Origin of the sequence: Allobosea sp. 2RAB26, assembly GCF_052115465.1 — a bacterium.
GTDB lineage: Bacteria > Pseudomonadota > Alphaproteobacteria > Rhizobiales > Beijerinckiaceae > Allobosea.
This window is the reverse complement of sequence record NZ_JBFRGS010000006.1, coordinates 39,063-58,549: the sequence shown is the minus strand read 5'-3', so window position 1 is coordinate 58,549 and position 19,487 is coordinate 39,063. Positions and strand designations below refer to the sequence as shown.

The following is a 19,487-nucleotide window of genomic DNA, read 5'->3' as shown; positions in this document are numbered from 1 at the left end:
CCGCGCAAGCGGCCCTTTTCTCGTTTTAGGGCTGCGCTGCGCCGATCCGCCGACGCTTCGTCCGGCACTCGGTCTCGGGAGCGGGAGGGCTCAGCCTCGCTTCAGCAGGAACACCGCCTGCGCGCCGAACAGGTTCCAGAACCACCAGGGTGCGCTGACGCCAACCTTGCCGCCCGCCGCATCGAGCGCGACGGCGCGCTCCTTCTGTGCGCCGACGACATCGCACAGGGTGACGAAGTCGCGGATCGTGCAGAAATGGATGTTCGGGGTGTCCCACCAGGAATAGGGCAGGGCATCGGTCACCGGCATCTGGCCGCGGAAGAAGATCTGGCTGCGCATGCGCCAATGCCCGAAATTCGGGAAGGAGATGATGGCGCGACGGCCGATGCGCAGCATGTGCTCCAGAACCAGGCGCGGATTGCGCGTCGCCTGGATCGTCTGGGAGAGGATGACGTAGTCGAAGGAATCATCGGGATAGTCGGCGAGGTCGGTATCGGCGTCGCCCTGGATCACCGACAGCCCCCGCGCGACGCAGCCCGCGACACCCTCGCGAGACAGTTCGATGCCGCGTGCGTCGACCTGGCGCGTCTCGGCCAGCAGGGCCAGCAATGCGCCGTCGCCGCAGCCGACATCGAGCACGCGCGTGCCCGGCGTCACCATCTCGGCGACGAGCTTGAGGTCGATGCGATTGGTATAGGTCTCGCTCAGCGCCATGGCCTCACAACCCTCTTGCCCGAGCTGCCGCATTGATGAAGCCGCGGGTGGTCGCAAACAGGTTCGGTTCCTCCAGCAGGAAGGCGTCGTGGCCCTTGTCGCTTTCAAGCTCGACGAAGGAGACCGAAGCGCCGGCAGCATTGAGCGCATGAACGACGGCACGTGAATCCGCGGTCGGAAACAACCAGTCCGAGGTGAAGGAGGCGACGCAGAAGCGCGTCTTCGTGCCCGCGAAGGCCTTGGCGAGCACGCCGTCATGATCGGCGGCGATGTCGAAATAATCCATCGCGCGCGTCACATAGAGATAGGAATTGGCGTCGAAGCGTTCGACGAAGCTCAGGCCCTGGTGCCGCAGGTAGCTTTCGACCTGGAAATCGGCATCGAACGAGAAGGTCGGCGCCTCGCGATCCTGCAGCTTGCGACCGAATTTCCGGTGCAGAGCGGGTTCCGACAGATAGGTGATATGCGCACCCATGCGCGCCACGGAGAGGCCTTTGGACGGACGCGTGCCTTCTTCGAGATAGCGCCCGCCGCGCCAGTCAGGATCGGCCATCACCGCCTGGCGGCCGACTTCGTGGAAAGCGATGTTCTGGGCCGAGTGCTTGGCGGAGGTCGCAAGCGGCAGCGCCGAGAAGACGCGTGCGGGATAGCTCGCTGCCCATTCCAGCACCTGCATGCCGCCCATCGAGCCGCCGGCGACGCAGAACAGCGACTCGATGCCGAGCGCATCGACCAGATGCGCCTGAGCCCGCACCATGTCGCGAATCGTCACCATCGGAAAGCCGAGGCCCCAGGGCTTGCCGGTGTCCGGGTTGGTCGAGGCCGGTCCCGTCGTACCGGTGCAGCCGCCGACGACATTGGCGCAGATCACGAAGAAGCGGTCGGTATCGATCGGTTTGCCGGGGCCGATCATCGCCGTCCACCAACCGCCCTTGCCGGTGATCGGGTTCCGGCTGGCGACATGCTGGTCGCCGGTCAGTGCATGACAGACGAGGACGGCATTCGACTTGGCCGCATTGAGTTCGCCATAGGTCTGGTAGGCGATCTGCCAGCTGTCGAGCACTACGCCGCAATCCATCACCAGTGGCGTGGCCGCGTCGAACCGGACAACAGGACTGGAGGGCTCGTTCGCTTCCTTCAGCGGGTCCGCAAGGCTCTGGATTTCGTCGTGCATAGTCGTCCGCTTTGACAGGCTGATTTGTCTTGCCGGTCGGCTCGTTCGAAAGATCGAACTTACCGATGGCGTGCCGCAGGCGCGCTGTCAACGCGGCCCCGCGCGAAGCTGGCTTTGCTAAGCGCCGGCTTGAGGTCTAAGAGACGCGCGTCCGTCGCCTCACGCGCCAAGATCACGCCATGACCGAAATTGCTCCGACCACCCTTGCCGATCTGCGCGGCGAGATCGACCGTATCGACAGCGAGATGCACGCGCTCTTGATGGAGCGCTCGCAGATCATCGAAACGCTGATCGCCGTGAAGAAGACGCAGGTGTCGGGTTCGGCGTTCCGGCCCGGCCGCGAGGCCGATATGATGAAGCGCCTGGCGCTGCGTCATAAGGGCCTGCTGCCACTCGACACCGTCGAGGGCATCTGGCGCATCATCATCGCGACCTTCACCTATGTTCAGGCGAATTACGCCGTCCATGCCGATGTCTCGGGTGGCGATGCGGCGATGCGCGATTCCGCGCGGTTCCATTTCGGCTTCACCGTGCCCTTCGTTACCCATGAGCATGCGCGTGCGGTGATCGCTGCCGTTGCCGAATCCGCTGGCGATCTCGGCATCTTCCGGATGGATCTCGGCGCCAGCGCCGGTGTCTGGTGGCGCGATCTCATCGGCCCGGAGCGGCCAAAGATCATCGCGCGCCTGCCCTTCATCGAGCGGCCTGACCATCCCGCGGGCACGCCGGTCTACTGCATCGCCAAGCCGCTTGCGGATGCGGCCGTGCGCGAGATCGTGCTCTATGCCGCCAGGGTGGAACGCTGGTCGGAGACGCTGCGTGCAGGGCTCGCCCAGCATCTCGCCGAGGTCTCGGCGAGCGCCGCCGACGGTTCGCATCTTTCGCTGCTGGTCGCTGCTTCGGGAGAAGTCGAGCAGAGCGCGATCCGTGCCGCGCTCGAACCTGCCGGCCTCAGCGAGTTCGCAGAAATCGGCAGCCACGCCGCCCGTTTTGCCGTCAAGCCAGTCCGCTGATCTCCATCTCATTCCCCTGACAAGGTCCACAAGCCATGGCCACGCCTGCTTCCCGCCCTGTTCCGCGTCCCGGTGTCCTCGATATCGAGGCCTATGTGCCCGGCAAGTCCACGGCTCCGGCGGGGGTGAAGCTGCATAAGCTTTCCTCGAACGAGACCCCGCTCGGCCCGAGCCCGAAGGCAATCGCCGCCTTCGACAGCCTCAAGGGCAAGCTCGAGCTCTATCCGGACGGCTCGGCCACCAAGCTGCGTGAGGCGATCGCGTCGCGCTACGGTCTCGACCCAGCACGCCTCGTGTGCGGCTCGGGGTCCGACGAATTGCTGCAGCTCGTCACCAAGACCTATCTCGGCGACGATGACGAGGGCATCTTCACCGAGCACGGCTTCCTCGTCTACCGCATCGCCATCCTGGCGGCCGGCGGCAAGCCCGTGGTCGTGCCCGAGACCAATCTCACTGCCGATGTCGACGCGGTCCTGAAGGCGGTGACGCCCCGGACGAAGATCGTCTTCCTCGCCAATCCCAACAACCCCACCGGCACCTACCTGCCCTTCGAGGAGGTCAAGCGCCTGCATGCCGGCCTGCCCTCCGATGTGCTGCTGGTGCTCGACGCCGCCTACGCCGAATATGTCCGTCGCAACGACTATGCGTCGGGGCTCGAACTGGTGGCGACCAACGAGAACGTCGTGATGGCGCGCACCTTCTCGAAGATCTACGGCCTCGCCAATCTGCGGCTCGGCTGGCTCTACGGGCCTGCCCATGTCATCGATGCGCTCAACCGCGTCCGCGGCCCGTTCAACGTCAACGGCGCGGCGATCGAGGCCGGCACCGCTGCGATCGCCGACGAAGCCCATGTCGCGGCCGCGCTCCAGCACAACGAGACTTGGCTCGCCTGGACGACGGCCGAGGTGGAAAAGCTCGGCCTGACCGTCACGCCGTCGGTCGGCAACTTCATCCTGATCCATTTCCCAAAAACCTCCGGCAAGACGGCGAAGGAGGCTGACGCCTTCCTGAGCCAGCGCGGACTGATCCTGCGCAGCGTCGCGGCCTATGGCCTGCCGGACGCGTTGCGCATGACGATCGGCTCCGAGGAGGCGAACCGCCTCGTCGTTGCGGCGCTTGGCGACTTCCTGGCCGGCAAGTGATGTCGGGGCCGACCGAGAGTTTCGCCCCGCGGCGCGAAGAGCCGATCTTCGGCTGCGTCGCGATCATCGGCATCGGGCTGATCGGCTCGTCGATCGCCCATGCGGCCAAGGATCTCAATCTGGCCGGCCGTATCATCCTGAGCGACCGGGACGAGGGCGTGCGGGCCCGCGCCCGCGAGCTCGATCTCGGCCATGAGGTGGCGGAGACCGTGCAGGCCGCCGTGGCCGATGCCGATCTGGTCATTCTCTGCGTGCCCGTCGGCGCCTGCGGTGCGGTCGCAGGCGAGATCGCGTCTGCCCTGAAGCAGGGCGCGATCGTCTCGGATGTCGGCTCGGTCAAGAACGCGGTGGTCGAGGCTGTCGCGCCGCATCTGCCAGCGGGCGTGCATTTCGTCCCGGCCCATCCGGTTGCGGGCACAGAGAATTCCGGCCCGGATGCGGGCTTTGCCAGCCTCTTCCTGAATCGCTGGTGCATCCTCACTCCGCCGGACGGCAGCGATGACGGTGCGGTTTCGCGCACCCGGCATTTCTGGGAGGGCATGGGCGCCCTGGTCGAGGTGATGAGCGCGCAGCATCATGATCTCGTGCTTGCCGTCACCAGCCATCTGCCGCACCTGATCGCCTACAATATCGTCGGCACGGCCGAGGATCTCGAGGCGGTGACCCAGTCCGAGGTGATCAAGTTCTCGGCCGGCGGCTTTCGCGATTTCACCCGCATCGCGGCATCCGACCCGACGATGTGGCGCGACGTCTTCCTGCACAACAAGGAAGCGGTTCTGGAGATGCTGGGGCGCTTCAGCGAAGACCTTTCGGTGCTGACCCGCGCCATTCGCTTCGGCGATGGCGAGACCCTGCACAAGCATTTCACCCGCACCCGCGCCATCCGCCGTGGCATCGTCGCGCTCGGCCAGGAAAAGCCCGAAACGGAAAAGCTGCGCAAATCGTGAGAAGACGGGGCATGTTCTGCTCCGTTCGTCTTGCCAAGATTGGGCAGGGCTGGTAGAGCCCCACCCGTCGCCGCAATAGCTCAGCTGGTAGAGCACCTCATTCGTAATGAGGGGGTCGGGGGTTCGAATCCCTCTTGCGGCACCATCCAACCCCTTGAGGTTGCTGATTTTCCTAGATAATTCCGGCCTGAAGTCGCGCAGACTTGGAAGATTCGCTTGGCGAGATCGATCGCCACGGCTCCTCCTTCGAACGCGCCTTGATGGCGCTCGCTGGCACCTTACGGTGCCAGCCGGAGGGGGGATCCACCCCATCAGTTCACAGTGCAGGCCGCCGCTCGAGACCAAGCGCCCACGGCTCCTAGGCTCGAACCAATTTTTTGCGGCCAATAAGCCAAGTAGTCAGTTCTGGGGCACAACGGTTAGCGGTCGGCCATACGGATTTCCTGCCCCGTAGGGGTTGTTGATGCTGTCAGACGAATACGGGCTGCCGTATCGTCCGTAAGGATTGCTCGTGCTGTCTGGATCGTATGGATTCGCGCTGAGGCGACCTCGATAGTTACCGTCTTGGTCATAGAGCTTCGGCGCGTTTGTTGCGTAAGGGTTCTTTGCTGACTCGTTGCTGTAAGGCGAGCCGTAGCGGCCATAGGGGTTGTTCAAGCTGTCCGGATTGTACGGGTTACCGGCTCCATACGGATTGTTGATGCACCGGGAATCATAGGGGCAATTTTGGGCGGTGGCTGTACCACTGATGCCAATGACGGCAACTGCCGCTAACAATGCCTGTTTCATCGTGACCACCTGCCGTCGAGTCTCTTGCGTCATCCCGGCGCGAAGATAGCATTCGCGCCCATTTTTGCTAGACGTTGGGCAAGCGCCGTGAGGGGCGTATCGCCAGACTTGCTTCAAAACGCTTCCGCCTGTAGAAAGCTCACTTGGAGCGCCGCAGCGTTTTTGATTGTTGGCCTTATCGTTGGCCTCATGGATACTTGAATTAGAAAAATATTTTAAATTTTAATACCAAATAGGTTTCTTACGGTTCCCTCCTGCGCACCATTGTTTAGCTTGGTTTCACAAGCATTCCGGATCAGCCGTAGGGCCAATCTGGGGCAAAGAGCCGAGCGTTTCCTCGGTCTTATGCTGCTGATCACGAATCGCGAAGCATCACTTCCGAGTGGCGGCCTGCTCTGCATATGTCCGGTAGCAATGCGGGCAAGTCGGCTTCCCGCTCGCAAATGCCATGCTGTCAGGCTCTAGGCGCTGAACGATATGGGTGTGTGGCAGGCGGAAGGTACCTACTCGCGAGCTGCCTGAATGGCTCACACACGATCCGATCAGCAGCGAGTGCTCGCTGCGCCTGCAGGAGGAGATTTCATGTCCTATGTCGATGAACTCGAGCCGCTCATTCGGTTGGAGCAGGAGCTGCGGCAGACGATCGCGCTGAGCCTCGCGGAAGAGAGGGGCCAACCCCACGGCGGGGCCCCGACCGAGGAGCAATTGCTCGTTGCCGATGAGGCGATCGCGGCTTGGGCCGAGGAGGTCGATTTCGAGCAGGACATGCGCGCTTTCCGGCCGCTGACGCCTCTGCAGACGCTGCTCGCCGAACATCTCGGGATATGCGAGCGCATTTTCGACATCCGCGACAGGCGGCTGTCCTGACCAGGATAAGGTCAATCGGGAGCAAGGCCGGGACGCTCCCGCGCGAGCCGGAACGGCCCGAGCGACCCGGCAGCCCCATACTTCGCAGGTCTAGCTGCCAGCCGTCTCCTCGGCCGTCGCCTTGTCGAGAATCTCGACCACCTCTTCCAGGCTCTCCTTCACGCCGAGCATGAAGTCCTTGCGGAAGCCGATGATGGTGTCCGGCGGGTTGCCCTTGAACGTGTAGACCACGCTGACCTGCGCGGGATTGACGTAGACGGGCTTCCCATCGGAGGGCGAAGTGAACTTGCAGAGCTTAGGCATGATCTCTTCCGTCAATGGCGATTCGATGAGCAGAGCTATACGGCAATGCGGCCGCTCGACGAAAACGCCGGGCGTTGGTGCCAGCCAGCTGATGAAGATCGGCGTCACAATTTGGCATGGCGAGAGCCGTGTCCGACGACGGCGGAACGTCGCTTGGGCATGCCGTCCCGGACCCAGCATTCCCACTCGGGCATCCCTGCGTCACGCTAAGTGAGGTGCCTCACATATTCGACCGGCCGGAATGCGTAGTCTTTCACGCACTGACGAATGTCGGAGCGCACCATGAGCCCCACCTGTGACGAGAAGCTTGAGCAGTTCCGGCGCAGGGAGGTCGAACGCGCGCAGAAGGCAGGCCTGTCAGCCTATATCCTGAACGAAGACGGCAGCGTGATCCGCATCGCTCCCGACGGCAGGCTGGATCTGATTGTCGTTCAACTCGGTAGCCAACACGCACAGGCCCCCGGGGCTCGCTCCCGATAGCTCACGGCCCGACCTCGGGCAGTCGTACTGCTTGCCCCGGGGCAGTCCCCGAGCCCCGACGTTGGCGGATATCGCCTGGGCCGCTTGACGGTGTCATGCCGCGTCAGCCCGCTCGCCCGCCGCGTTCACAGGTCGATCGCAGCCTCGGTCAATGACGAGCGGCAGCCACCGGAGGCGCCGACTCGCGACTCGACACGGGCCTGCAACAGGTGTGATCTCGACAAGAGCGCCGAGGGCTGCGACGACGCAGGCCTTCCAAGCCGTGCAAGTGCTGGTTGTTCCGGGAGGCCTCACCATGACGCGCAGGTTCACCGCAGCTTTGTCCTTCATGCTCTCCCTGGTTCTGGCAGCGCCGGCCGGGGCGCAGATCGGCACGCCAGGGAACGCGCCGCTCACACCCGGTGGCCCCAGGCAAGGTCTTGGGCCCCCCTCGCTCAGCGACAGTGTGCCGGATATCCGATTGCATTCGAGTGGCGGCGGGATCCCGGGCGCAGGCCCGCCGATCGGCTATGGAGGCACGCAGCCGCTGGGCAACGCCGGCATCGGGGCCGGATATGGCATGGTCGATCGCCGAGCGGTCAGAACGACCGGCCGGCACTGCCAGACATCGAGCCGGATCTGCGTGCTGAAGGGCGCGGCGCCTGTCAGGTCCGGGTGCTCATGCCGATTGTCCAATGGCAAACGCGCGCGGGGCCATGTCGTGCCGTGAGGCTGCCGAACGGAGGCCGTTGGGCCCGACGGGAGCCCGAACCAACTGCGCGCCGCGCCCTGTTGGAAGGCGCGGCCTATCGAAACGCCGCCAGAAGCCCTGCCGCGACGGCGAGGCCGCTTACGCAGCCGACCCGCAGGCCAAGCGCCATGCCGCCCGTGGAGGCGGCGAGCCCGGCCTTGACCAACGTGTTGACGCCTGTCGCGAGCAGGATCGCATGGCCCGCGAGCGTCGGGTCAATGACGCCGAGCGCCATGCGCGACATCGAGATCACGACCGCATCGACATCCGCAATGCCGGACAGGGCGGCTGTGGCGAGCACGCCCGCATCGCCGAAATGCTGCTGCAGCAGGCGTGCGGCAAGCATCACCACCGCGATGAACGCGGCCATCTTCAGAGCGGAGCCGAGTTCCAGTGGATTCGAGATCTTCAGCTCCGGGCGCTCGGAGGAGCCGCCAGTGTTGATCAGCATGATGCCGGCGCCTGCCGCCAGGACGCCGCCGGCGCAGGCAAGGGGCAGTGCAAGGAGCGGGATCAGGACCGGGTTCAGTGCCATGGCAACCACGGCGACGCGCAGGACCATCACCACCCCGGCGATGAGGATGCCGGCGCTGAGCAGACGGCCGGAATCAGAATGCTGGCGCGCGAGCCCGGCCAGGGTCAGCGTTGTCGCGGTGGAGGAGGCGAGGCCGCCGGCGATCGCCGCCATGATCACGCCAAGGCGGTCGCCAAAGATCCGGACCGCGACATAGCCTCCGAAGGACACGGCCGCGATCAGGATGGCGAGCAGCCAGATCGAATAGGGATTGATCGATCCCCATGGGTCGATCGGCCGGTTCGGCAAAATCGGAAGCAACAGGAACGACATCGCGAGCAGGGTCAGGACCGAGCGGATTTCCTGCCAGCTCAGCGAGGCCACCCACCGGTGCAGCTGTTCGCGCAACGCCAGCAGCAAGGTCATCGCGACTGCGCCTGCAATCGCCGCAGTGAGATCGCCCACCACGGCGAGCGCGCCCAGCATGAAGGTCAGCATCCCGGCGATGACTGAGGTCGCACTGACATTCTGCTCGGCGCGCGCCTCCAGCCAGTGGAAGGCGCCGAAAGCCGCACTGTATCCGAGAAAGACCAGGCCGATCGCGATGCCCCCGAGCTGCTGGCCGATGGCTCCGGTCACGCCGCCGAGCAGCCCGGACAGCGCGAAGGTGCGCAGGCCCGCGGCGCGCTGGTGGTCATCCTCGTCACGCGTGCGCCAGCCACGTTCGAGACCGACCACGAGCCCGATGGCGAGGGAAACGGCGAGGCGGCTCAGGAGGGCGTGTTCATCCATATCGGTCTGCGGCTTGGCTCGGGCGTGGCGATCGTTCGACGAGCATATCGGAAGCGGCCGGTTCGGATAGCGCCCAGGGCGCATCCCATGTGGCACCCGCGGCTGTCATCTGCAGGTCATTCAGGCGGTCTTTAGACCAGCCCATGTCGTCATCGCGGGCGGCCTGGCCCGTCTTATGGTTGGTGAGTTGGTCATGAATCGGCTGGTCATTATCTACTCGGAAGAGGACTACGCCTGCGCTTGCGAGCGCCTCGAGGAACTGCGCACCAGGCCGGATTGCCGGGCGAAGGACGAGGAACTCGACGCGATCCATGATGCCATGCTCGCCTGGGAGCTGAGGCAGGACGACTGACATCCAGCGGACGGTTCTGCTGCTCGCCCGTCGCGAACTGGCAGGCACCCGAGTCCATGTTGCGACGCACTCAGCCCACATTCTCACGCTAGCCACCCTGGACCGCCCGAAGAATCTCCGGGGCGGACGTCGCATTCCTGCGGGCGCGCGACACTCTGGCCGGCATCTCTCGGCCGCTAGCGAAAGGAGTCTGGCCGATGCTCGTGCAGATCGGAACTCTCATCGCCGCGACGAGCCTCATTCAGCTCGCGAACGGCTTCTTCAACACCTTCCTGTCCCTGCGACTGACGATCGAGGATTTCGGTTCCACGCTGAACGGCGTCGTGCTCAGCGCCTATTTCATCGGCTTCACCATCGGGGCAGTCGGGTCCGGGCAGGTGATCCAGCGCATCGGCCATATCCGCGCCTATGCCGCATTCGCGGGCATGGTGGTGGTTGCGACGGCCGCGATGCCGCTCCTTGTCTCGCCATGGGCCTGGATCGCCTGCCGCGGCGCCATCGGCATGGGCTGCGTCGGCCTGTTCATCACCACGGAGAGCTGGCTGAACGCCAAGGCGCAGGCGGATCAGCGCGGGCGGGTGTTCTCGATCTACATGGTCGGCACGTTCCTGGCGCTGGCGCTCGGCCAGTTGCTGATCGGCAAACTCGCCATTCACTCCATGACGCCCTTCAACATCATCGCCGTGCTCTTTGCACTTGCCCTGGTGATGGTCAGCACGACGCGCGCCGAGGCGCCGGGGATCGCACCGGAGGCGACGCTGCGCTATGGCGAGTTGACCCGGCAGGCGCCGGTGGCCGTGGTCGGCTGCGTCATCAGTGGCATGATCAGCAGCGCCTTCTACGCGCTCGTACCGGCCTGGATGCTGAGCAATGGCGTGCCGCAGCAGACGATCGCGCTCTTCATGCTGGTCGCGGTGCTGGGCGGTCTGGCGCTTCAGGTTCCGGTTGGGCGCCTGTCTGATCGTGGCGACCGCCGGCTGGTTCTGGCCGGCCTCGCGCTCGGCTTTGCGGCGGCGGCGCTGCTGCTGGTCATGCTGCCCCCCAAGCTTGCAGCGGTGCTGCCCGTGGCGGCGGTGCTCGGCGGCTTCATGTCGACGCTCTATCCGGTCTGCGTCGCCCATGCGCTCGATCGCATGCCCTCAGATCGCGTCGTTGCCGTCAGCGGCAGGTTGATCCTGGTCAGCGGCTTCGGCTCGGCGCTGGGGCCGATGCTCGGCGCCGCCGTCATGTCGCGCTTCGATATTGGCGGGCTGCTCTATTTCATGGCGGCCGCGACCATCCTGCTCGCCGCGGTCTCCGGCCTGCGCGTGCTCGTCAAGGCGCCGCCTGTCCGGGTCGAGCGTCCCTTCGAGATCATCGACCCATTGACGGCACCGATCTCGCAGGAGCCGGAAGCGACGGATCCGGACGGAACGCCGCGCGCTGTCCCCGCCTGAAGCGTGCGGCGGGCAGCCTCAGGCATCGGCCCGAAAAGTGGATTACGGTTTTCGGGAAAGCCGATGCAAGCACAGAGAATCATCGGCCTGAAAAGTGGATTACGGTTTTCGGGAAAGCCGATGCAAGCACAGAGAATCATCGGCCCGAAAAGTGGATTACGGTTTTCGGGAGGGCCGATGCAAACCCAGAAGATCACCCGCCGGGATACGATGTCCGGTCCGATGACCTAACCCATGATGTGATAGCCGGCATCGACATAGATCGTGTTTCCGGTCATGCCGGTGGCGGCATCGCTGATCAGGAAAGCGGCGACCTGCCCGACCTCGTCGATGGTGACGACGCGCCCTTGCGGAGCCCGCGCCGCGGCTTGGGACAGAAGCTCGTCGAAACCGGCAATGCCGCCGGCGGCGCGTGTCTTCAACGGGCCGGGCGAGAGCGCGTGCAGGCGGATGCCCTTCTGGCCGAGTTCATGGGCGAGATAGCGGGTCGTGCTCTCGAGCGCGGCCTTCACCGGTCCCATGATGTTGTAATTGTCGAGCACCTTCTCGGCGCCGTAATAGCTCATGGTCAGGATCGCGCCGCCCGCGCTCATCAGCGGCTCGGCCTTGCGGGCCATTTCGATCAGCGAATAGCAGGAGACGCGCATCGCCTGCTCGAAGCCGTCCCGCGTCACATCGACGACCCGGCCATGCAGGTCGTCGCGCGGCGCAAACGCGATCGAGTGGATGACGAAGTCGAGCTTGCCCCAGCGCCTGGTGATTTCCTCGAACACGGCGTCGAGCTGCCCGGGCATCTCGACATCGAGCGGCATGATGATCGGGCTGCTGAGTTCCTCTGCGAGCGGGCGCACCCATTTCTCGGCCTTGGCGTTGAGATAGGTTATGGCCAGCTCCGCGCCGAGCCGGTGCAGGACCCTGCCGCAGCCGAAGGCGATGCTGTCCTCGTTGGCGATGCCGACGATCAGGCCCTTCTTGCCGCGGACGATGTCGTCGATCGTGCCCATCTGACTAGTCTCCGAAGATCACGCGGCGGAAACGGCTGAGCGCATAGGTGAAATATACACTGCCGATGACGACGAGCGCGACGAGCTGCAGCCAGACCACGGAGAGGCCCGCGCCGCGATAGAGCACGGCCTGCGAGAACGCCACGAAATGCGGTGTCGGACTGATGATCTGCATCACATATTGCAGCCAGACGGGCATGCTCTCCATCGGCGTGCTGGAACCCGACAGGAGCTGCATGATCACCAGAATCGGAATGGCGAGCAGCCCGAACTGGCCCATCGAGGTGGCGAGCGTGCCGAGCATGATGCCGAGCGCCGCGACCGTGAAGGCGTAGAGCGCCGCACCCGCCAGGAAGAGCGTCAGCGAGCCGGCGATCGGCACCTGCAGCCACCATTGCACGACGACCGCGAGCGACAGTCCGGCAGCGACCAGGATGACGAGCCCGTTGGCGATGATCTTCGCCAGCATGATCTCGGCCGGCACGACCGGCATCACCAGCAGATGCTCGACCGTGCCCTGTTCGCGTTCGCGGATCAGCGCCGCGCCGGTCAGGATCACTGTCAGCAACGTGACATTGTTGATCACCTGCATCACCGAGGTGAACCAGGCCGAATTCAGGTTCGGATTGAACTTGGAGCGGATGACGACATTGATGGGGGCGCTGGTCACGGTTTCCCGGCCGGCCAGGAAATTCGTCACCTCCTGCGCGATGATCGACTGGATATAGACCGAGCCGTTTCCGGCCTGGGTCATCGCGGTGGCATCGACATTGAGCTGCACGGATGCCCGCCGGCCGGAGAGAAGATCGGCCTGGAAGGAGGGCGGGATCTCCAGCACGAAGACCAGCCGGCCGTGATCCATCTCCTCGTCGATGTCGCGTGCGCTGATCGTCACCGCGCTCTTGAACAGCGGTGGGTTCAGTGCGTTCTGGATCTGGCGCGAGAGATCGGAGCGGTCCTCGTCGACAATGCCGACGGTCAGGTTCTTCGCCTCGGTCGAGGCACCGGTCGCCACCGTGTAGACGGCGATGCTGAAAGCATAGACCACGAGGATGAGCATGACCGGGTCAGCCCGGATGCTGCGCAGTTCCTTGATGACGAGCTGGTAGATATTGGCCAGATGCAGCCGAAGGCCCGTTGGCCCTTGCTGCGCTGGTTCCGTCGTGGCGCTGGTTCTCTCCGGCGACATCTCAGAGCTCCTGTTTGCGCAGGAGAAGCTGCGAGACGACGAGGAAAAGGACTGCGAAGCCAGCGAGCATGATGAGGTTGAACGACAGGTCGTCGAAACCCAGGCCCTTTGTGAAGGCGCCGACGCTGACCGGCTGATACCAGGCCGTCGGGAAGCCGAGCCCGATCATCCGTGCTCCGCCGGACAGCGAGGCGACCGGAACGAGCAGGCCCGAGAAGTTCACCGCCGGTATGATCGACAGGATCGCGGTGGCGAAGACGGCAGAGACCTGTGTCCTAGTGAAGGTCGAGATCAACTGGCCGAAGCCCGTCGTCGCGATCACGTAGAGCAGGGTGCCGAGCACCAGCATCGCAATCGAGCCCTTGATCGGCACCCCGAAGAGGATGATCGCAAGCAGCACCAGCAGCACGAAGCTGATCATCGCGATCGCGATATAGGGCAGCTGCTTGCCGAACAGGAACTCGAACTTGGTGATCGGCGTCGACTGGAAATTGGCGATCGAGCCGGTCTCCTTCTCCCTCACCACCGCAATGGCGGACATGATGGCCGGGATCAGGATCAGCATCAGCATGATCACGCTCGGCACCATCGCATTGACGCTCTTGAAGGCCTGATTGTAGCGGAAACGGGTCTCGACATTGACGAGACTGGCCGCGCTCGTGCCGGCACTGTTCTGGGCAAGCCATTCCTTGGCGTATTGCGCGGCAAGCCCGGTGACGTAGCCCTTCGTCGTCTCGGCGCGGAACGGCATGGCGCCGTCGAGCCAGACCGCGACCTCCGGCTTCCTGCCGGATTGCAGGTCGCGCCCGAAGCCGGGCGGGATCTCGATCGCGAGCTGCAACTCGCCGTTCCTCAGCCGCTGGTCGAGCTCTTCGGCCGTCCTGATCGGCGCACGCTCGTCGAAATAGCGCGAGCCGGAAAAGGCCTCGATCAGCTGGCGGCTTTCGGGGGTATTGTCCTGGTCGAGCGCCGAGAAGCGCAGGTTCTCGACATCAAAGGAAATGCCGAAGCCGAAGGCGATCATCAGGACGAGCGGGCCCAGGAAGGCGAAGGCAAGCCGGATCGGATCGCGCAGCAGCTCCATCGTCTCGCGCCGCGAATAGGCCCAGAGCCGCTTCGGGTCGAAGCGGCGCGGGGGCCGGATGGGTTCCGGCGGCGGGAGTACCGCGTTCGGGTCAGGCGCCTCCGGTTTCGCTTCGCGATCGATCCCTGCGGCCTCGGCGAGATAGTCGACGAAGGTGTCCTCCAGCGAGGAGCTTCCACGTTCCCTGACCAGTTCCTCCGGTGTGCCGACTGCGAGCACCTTGCCGGCATGCATCAGGGAGATGCGGTCGCAGCGCTCGGCCTCGTTCATGAAATGCGTCGAGAGGAAAATCGTCACGCCGTCATCGCGCGAGAGATCGATCAGCGTGCGCCAGAAGGCGTCGCGCGCGATCGGGTCGACGCCGGAGGTCGGCTCATCGAGAATGAGCATGGCCGGCCGATGGAGCACGGCGACCGCAAGCTGCAGGCGCTGCTTGATGCCGAGGGGCAGGCTGTCGGGCCGCGAGTCCACCACATCCCTGAGGTCGAAGCGCGCGAGCAGCTCCGCGATGCGACCTTCGATCTCATCGTTCGGCAGGTGATAGAGCTTTGCGTGGAGTTCGAGATTCTGCCGGACCGTGAGTTCGGTATAGAGCGAGAATGCCTGCGACATGTAGCCGACATTCCGGCGCGTCTCCATGTCGTTGGAGCCCATCGGCTTGCCGAACAGCTTGGCCCAGCCCTCGGTCGCCGGCAGCAGGCCGGTGAGCATCTTCATCGTCGTCGATTTGCCGCAGCCGTTCGAGCCGAGGAAGCCGAAGATCTCGCCGCGCTCGATCCGGAAGCTGACATGGTCGACGGCCGTGAAATCGCCGAAGCGTCGGGTCAATCCCTCGGCCTCGATCGCCGGCACGGCGCTGTCGCTGGCCGGGCGCGGGCGTACGATGACCTCCTGGTGCTGCGCCCGCTTTGCCTCTGGCAGCAGCGCGATGAAGGCGGCTTCCAGGGATTTCTGTCCCGTCTTTTCAAGGATCTCGGAGATCGGCCCGGAGGCGATCACCTTGCCGTCATCCATGGCGGCCAGCCAGTCGAAGCGTTCGGCCTCGTCCATATAGGCGGTGGCGACGATCACGCTCATTTGCGGCCGCCGGCCACGGATGGTGTTGATCAGGTCCCAGAACTGGCCGCGCGAAAGCGGGTCGACACCGGTGGTCGGCTCGTCGAGGATGAGGAGGTCCGGGTCGTGGATCAGGGCGCAGCACAGGCTGAGCTTCTGCTTCATGCCACCCGACAGCTTGCCGGCCGGGCGGCCTTCGAACGGGTCGAGACCCGTCGCCTTCAGCAATTCGTCGATCCGCCGCCTGCGCTCAGCTGCGCCCTGGCCGAAGAGCCGGCCATGGAAGTCGATATTCTCGAAGACGCTCAGCGTCGGATAGAGATTGCGGCCTAGGCCCTGCGGCATATAGGCGATGCGGGCGCCCTGCTTCTCGCGATGGGCCTTGTCGGCCATGTCGCCACCGAAGACCGTGACATGTCCGGTCTGGATTTCCCTGACGCCGGCAATCAGGGCGAGCAACGCAGATTTGCCGACGCCGTCGGGACCGATCACCCCCACCATGCGGCGGGAGGGGAAGTCGATCGAGACATCGTCGAGCGCAACCGTTTTGCCGTACCGGTGCGAGACATGCTCGACCTTGGCAATGACGCCGTCGTTCATCAGGGGAGCTTCACGGTGAGATCTTCGGGCCACTGGATCGACGGGCTGGTCCGGACGAAGCCCATGCCGCGCACCCCTGTCTTGGCCTGGCGGTGATATTTCTTCAGGACGCGCGGATCGATCTGCAGCTTGACGCGGAACATCAGCTTCTCCCGCTCGTCGGCCGTCTCGACGCTCTTCGGCGTGAACTGGGCGTCCGCCGCGACGAAGCCGACATTGGCCGGGATGACATATTGGGGCAGCGGATCGACGGTGATCCGGGCCTCGTCGCCAAGGGCGAGCAGCCCGGCCTGTGCGGCCGGGAGATAGATCGTCATGTAGACATCGCTGAGATCGAGCAGCGTCAGGATGCGCGCGCCTGCGCCGACGACCTCGCCCGCGCGTGCGAGCTGGTACTGAACCCGGCCGCTGCGGGGCGCGACGAGCGTCATGTCGACGAGAACCGCCTCGATGCGGTCGACCTCGGCTTCGGCGCTCTTGATCGCGAACTGCGCCTGGTCGCGCTGGGCCTCGGCTGCGACGAGCGCGGCCTTGGCGGTATCTGCCTTGGCGACGCGCTGGTCGAAGGTCTGCCTGGTCAGATAGCCCTTGTCGACGAGCTGCTGGCCACGCTCCAGCTCAGCCTGGCTGAGGGTGATCTCGCTCTTGCGCTGGACGATCAGCGCATTGGCTTCCGCCAGCCCATGCTTGGCCTTGAGAACCTGGGATTGGGCGCCGCGAAGCTGGGCTTCGTATTCCGGCGACGAAATGCGCGCGACCACTTGCCCGGCGGTGACGTCGTCGCCCTCATTGACGAGCACCTGCGACAGGCGGCCGGCATATTTGGCGGAGATATCGATCTGCGTCGCCTCGATACGGCCGTTCGACTTGGCAATCCCGCTGGGCATCGAGCCGCTGCGCAAGCGCTGGAGGAACGCCTGGATCTTCGACTGGGCCTGGGCTGGCGCCGTGATCGAGAGGTCGCGCGAGACCGGGGCGAGCACGCTGCCGACGGTCAGGAGCGCCACCGCCAGGGCTGTCGCTGCGGGTAGACGGACCACTATCATCATCACTCTCCGAGCTCGGCGGTTGCGCTTGCGGCGAGAACCGGCTGCTTCCTGATCCTGCGTTATGACCGCGCGGGCTCTCGCGCAGCCACTCCGGTGCTCCGAAGCAGCCGCAGCGTATGCTGCGCGATCATGCGTTCCTCGTCCGTCGCGACGACGAAAATCTGCGTCCGGCTGCCTTCGGCATCGATGCGCCTGTCATTGCGCAGGTTGGCCTCGGCCTTGAGCGACAGTCCTGCCCAGTGCAGGCGATCAACCACGTTCTGTCTGACCTGCCAGGCGTTCTCGCCGACGCCGGCCGTGAAGACGATGCCGTCGAGCCCACCGAGCGTGACCGACAGGCTGGCGATGGCTTGCGCGACGCGGAGGCTGAAGAAGTCGATCGCCATTGCGGCCTCGGGCCTCTCGCTCTCCTGCAGTTCGCGCACATCGTTGCTGATGCCGGACAGCCCGAGCAGGCCGCTTTCGTGATAGAGCATCTGGCCGACTGCGGCCGGGCTCATGCCCTTCTGCTCGATCAGATGCAGGACGACACCGGGATCGAGCGAACCCGAGCGCGTTCCCATCGGCAGTCCGTCCAGCGCGGTGAAGCCCATCGTCGTCTCGATGCTGCGGCCGCCCTGCAAGGCGCAGACGGAAGCCCCGGAGCCGAGATGGGCGATGATCACCCGCTTGTCTGCAATCTCCGGTGCGATGCCGTACAGCGCCTTCGAAACATATTCATAGGACAGGCCATGGAAGCCGTAGCGCCGGACGCCCTCGTCATAGAGCGCACGCGGCAGGGCGAAACGGTCTGAGAGTTCGGGATGGCCGCGATGGAAGGCCGTGTCGAAGCAGGCGACCTGCGGCAGGTCGGGCCGGCGTTGGCGCAGCACGCGGATCGGGTCGAGATTGCTGAGCTGATGCAGTGGCGCGAGCGGGATGAAGGTTTCGAGCGTCTTCATTACCGCGTCGTCGACCAGCACCGGTGCCGAATAGACCGGGCCGCCATGGACGACGCGATGGCCGATCCCGATGATGGCCATGTCCCGGATCTCGCCGACGACCCAGTCGGCAACGACCTGTTGCGCCTGCGCCGAGTTCGCAACCTCCGCGACGGTGAAGCTGCGCTCGATCAGCGACGTTCCGTCATGGCTCTTTGCCTTGAGCCGCGGACGGGTTCCGATCCCGTCCACGGCGCCGCCGAACATCAGCTCGATATCATCGCCTGCAACGCAGTAGAGCTTGAACTTGATGCTCGAGCTGCCGGCATTGACGACGAACAGGACCTCGGTCACCGGCTAGGCTCCGATTGGCTTGGCCTGCAGCAACGCATGGGCATAGAGCCCGGCAACGGCGCAGGAGGCGAGGCGGGTCCGGACATTGTCGGCGCGGCTGGTCAGAATGATCGGCACGCGCGCGCCGAGCACGATGCCGGCGGCATCGGCCCCGGACAGGAAGGTCAGGTTCTTCGCCAGCATGTTGCCGGCTTCGAGGTCGGGCACCACCAGGATCTGCGCGCGGCCCGCGACCGGCGAGACGATGCCCTTGATGCTGGCCGCCTCCGGGCTGATCGCATTGTCGAGCGCCAGTGGCCCATCGAGCAGGCCTCCGGTGATCTGGCCGCGATCGGCCATCTTGCAGAGCGCTGCCGCCTCGATCGTGCTGGGGATCTTGGTGGTCACGGTCTCCACGGCCGAGAGGATCGCGACCCTCGGGGCCCCCAGGCCGAGCCCGACATGCAGATCGATGGCGTTCTGGATGATGTCGCGCTTGGCGTCGAGATCGGGAAAGATGTTCACGGCCGCGTCGGTGATGAAGAGCGGCTCGGCATAGGACGGCACATCCATGATGAAGACATGGCTGACGCGCCGGCCTGTACGCAGGCCGGTCTCCTTGTTCGTGACCTCGGCGAGCAATTCGTCGCTATGCAGGCTGCCCTTCATCAGCAAGGCCGCCTTGCCTGCATGCACGAGCTCGACCGCCTTGGCGGCGGACGCATGGCTATGCGGTGTATCGACGATCTCGAAACCCGCGATGTCGAGCCCATTCTCCTTTGCGGTCGCGATGATCCGCGCGGTAGGACCGACCAGGATGGGTTTGATCAGGCCCAGCGCCGAGGCATCGAGGGCCCCTCTCAGGGAAGACTCGTCACAGGGATGGGCGACGGCCGTCGCGACCGGCGGAAGCGCGCGCGCCGTGGCGATCAGGCGCTCGTATTTGCCGCGCGCATCGCCTGACTTGGGGGCTGCGGCGGATTGGGAAGGCTGAACCAT

General features: G+C 64.9%; 19 protein-coding genes and 1 tRNA gene. 9 read left to right on the top strand and 11 right to left on the bottom strand.

The window, feature by feature from the left end:
• Nucleotides 1–90: 90 nt before the first annotated feature.
• Together metW and metX are read right to left on the bottom strand one after the other, a co-directional pair.
• Complete coding sequence (gene metW / locus AB4118_RS12815) at nucleotides 91–714, bottom strand: methionine biosynthesis protein MetW (protein WP_441490093.1); 624 nt, start codon at nucleotides 712–714, stop codon at nucleotides 91–93.
• A gap of 4 nt (nucleotides 715–718) precedes the next feature.
• Nucleotides 719–1,888, bottom strand: a complete 1,170-nt coding sequence (gene metX / locus AB4118_RS12810; protein WP_441490092.1) for a homoserine O-acetyltransferase MetX — start codon at nucleotides 1,886–1,888, stop codon at nucleotides 719–721.
• A 179-nt stretch (nucleotides 1,889–2,067) separates the two neighbouring features.
• On the opposite strand from metX, the gene AB4118_RS12805 reads away from it, so the two are divergent.
• The 4 genes from AB4118_RS12805 to AB4118_RS12790 all read left to right on the top strand — a co-directional run bounded on the left by AB4118_RS12805 (nucleotide 2,068) and on the right by AB4118_RS12790 (nucleotide 5,135).
• The gene (locus AB4118_RS12805) at nucleotides 2,068–2,901 is read left to right on the top strand and encodes a chorismate mutase (protein WP_441490091.1); all 834 of its coding nucleotides are present in this window, start codon (nucleotides 2,068–2,070) and stop codon (nucleotides 2,899–2,901) included.
• A gap of 35 nt (nucleotides 2,902–2,936) precedes the next feature.
• Nucleotides 2,937–4,043 (top strand): pyridoxal phosphate-dependent aminotransferase, encoded by a 1,107-nt coding sequence (locus AB4118_RS12800; protein WP_441490090.1) that lies wholly within the window; start codon nucleotides 2,937–2,939, stop codon nucleotides 4,041–4,043.
• Nucleotides 4,043–4,990, top strand: a complete 948-nt coding sequence (locus tag AB4118_RS12795; protein WP_441490089.1) for a prephenate/arogenate dehydrogenase family protein — start codon at nucleotides 4,043–4,045, stop codon at nucleotides 4,988–4,990. The genes AB4118_RS12800 and AB4118_RS12795 overlap by 1 nt, the downstream gene beginning before the upstream one ends.
• A 69-nt stretch (nucleotides 4,991–5,059) precedes the next feature.
• A tRNA-Thr gene (locus AB4118_RS12790) sits at nucleotides 5,060–5,135 on the top strand.
• Nucleotides 5,136–5,389: 254 nt separating this feature from the next.
• On the opposite strand, the gene AB4118_RS12785 is transcribed toward AB4118_RS12790, so the two are convergent.
• The gene (locus AB4118_RS12785; protein WP_441490088.1) at nucleotides 5,390–5,779 is read right to left on the bottom strand and encodes a hypothetical protein; all 390 of its coding nucleotides are present in this window, start codon (nucleotides 5,777–5,779) and stop codon (nucleotides 5,390–5,392) included.
• 582 nt (nucleotides 5,780–6,361) lie between these two features.
• Between AB4118_RS12785 and AB4118_RS12780 the strand changes: the two genes are divergently transcribed.
• Nucleotides 6,362–6,646: a hypothetical protein gene (locus AB4118_RS12780; protein ID WP_441490087.1), complete on the top strand. Its 285-nt coding sequence runs from the start codon at nucleotides 6,362–6,364 to the stop codon at nucleotides 6,644–6,646.
• A gap of 90 nt (nucleotides 6,647–6,736) precedes the next feature.
• Here the strand turns inward: AB4118_RS12780 and AB4118_RS12775 are convergent, their stop codons facing one another.
• The gene (locus AB4118_RS12775) at nucleotides 6,737–6,949 is read right to left on the bottom strand and encodes a hypothetical protein (RefSeq protein ID WP_441490086.1); all 213 of its coding nucleotides are present in this window, start codon (nucleotides 6,947–6,949) and stop codon (nucleotides 6,737–6,739) included.
• A gap of 282 nt (nucleotides 6,950–7,231) precedes the next feature.
• Between AB4118_RS12775 and AB4118_RS12770 the strand changes: the two genes are divergently transcribed.
• Both AB4118_RS12770 and AB4118_RS12765 read left to right on the top strand, forming a co-directional pair.
• Nucleotides 7,232–7,429, top strand: a complete 198-nt coding sequence (locus tag AB4118_RS12770) for a hypothetical protein (RefSeq protein WP_441490085.1) — start codon at nucleotides 7,232–7,234, stop codon at nucleotides 7,427–7,429.
• A 295-nt stretch (nucleotides 7,430–7,724) separates the two neighbouring features.
• Entirely contained in the window at nucleotides 7,725–8,138 is a 414-nt protein-coding gene (locus AB4118_RS12765) for a hypothetical protein (RefSeq protein ID WP_441490084.1), read from the top strand.
• 76 nt (nucleotides 8,139–8,214) lie between these two features.
• Here AB4118_RS12765 and AB4118_RS12760 read toward each other — a convergent pair whose 3' ends face one another.
• Entirely contained in the window at nucleotides 8,215–9,465 is a 1,251-nt protein-coding gene (locus tag AB4118_RS12760; RefSeq protein ID WP_441490083.1) for an MgtC/SapB family protein, read from the bottom strand.
• A gap of 193 nt (nucleotides 9,466–9,658) precedes the next feature.
• Here AB4118_RS12760 and AB4118_RS12755 point away from each other — a divergent pair, with 193 nt between their 5' ends.
• Complete coding sequence (locus AB4118_RS12755; RefSeq protein WP_441490082.1) at nucleotides 9,659–9,817, top strand: hypothetical protein; 159 nt, start codon at nucleotides 9,659–9,661, stop codon at nucleotides 9,815–9,817.
• A gap of 197 nt (nucleotides 9,818–10,014) precedes the next feature.
• Nucleotides 10,015–11,253, top strand: coding sequence for an MFS transporter (locus AB4118_RS12750; protein ID WP_441490081.1), 1,239 nt, complete (start codon nucleotides 10,015–10,017; stop codon nucleotides 11,251–11,253).
• A gap of 227 nt (nucleotides 11,254–11,480) precedes the next feature.
• Here AB4118_RS12750 and fabI read toward each other — a convergent pair whose 3' ends face one another.
• The 6 genes from fabI to AB4118_RS12720 form a co-directional block, all read right to left on the bottom strand.
• A complete protein-coding gene (gene fabI, locus AB4118_RS12745; RefSeq protein WP_441490080.1) occupies nucleotides 11,481–12,257 on the bottom strand; it encodes an enoyl-ACP reductase FabI in 777 nt (258 codons plus the stop codon).
• Between the two features lie 4 nt (nucleotides 12,258–12,261).
• The gene (locus AB4118_RS12740) at nucleotides 12,262–13,446 is read right to left on the bottom strand and encodes an ABC transporter permease (RefSeq protein ID WP_441490079.1); all 1,185 of its coding nucleotides are present in this window, start codon (nucleotides 13,444–13,446) and stop codon (nucleotides 12,262–12,264) included.
• A gap of 1 nt (nucleotide 13,447) precedes the next feature.
• The gene (gene rbbA / locus AB4118_RS12735) at nucleotides 13,448–16,186 is read right to left on the bottom strand and encodes a ribosome-associated ATPase/putative transporter RbbA (RefSeq protein WP_441490078.1); all 2,739 of its coding nucleotides are present in this window, start codon (nucleotides 16,184–16,186) and stop codon (nucleotides 13,448–13,450) included.
• Nucleotides 16,186–17,232, bottom strand: a complete 1,047-nt coding sequence (locus AB4118_RS12730; protein WP_441490077.1) for an HlyD family secretion protein — start codon at nucleotides 17,230–17,232, stop codon at nucleotides 16,186–16,188. Before AB4118_RS12730 ends, rbbA begins: the two co-directional genes overlap by 1 nt.
• A 62-nt stretch (nucleotides 17,233–17,294) precedes the next feature.
• Nucleotides 17,295–18,509, bottom strand: coding sequence for an acetate/propionate family kinase (locus AB4118_RS12725; RefSeq protein WP_441490076.1), 1,215 nt, complete (start codon nucleotides 18,507–18,509; stop codon nucleotides 17,295–17,297).
• Nucleotides 18,510–18,512: 3 nt separating this feature from the next.
• Nucleotides 18,513–19,487, bottom strand: coding sequence for a phosphate acetyltransferase (locus tag AB4118_RS12720; protein WP_441490075.1), 975 nt, complete (start codon nucleotides 19,485–19,487; stop codon nucleotides 18,513–18,515).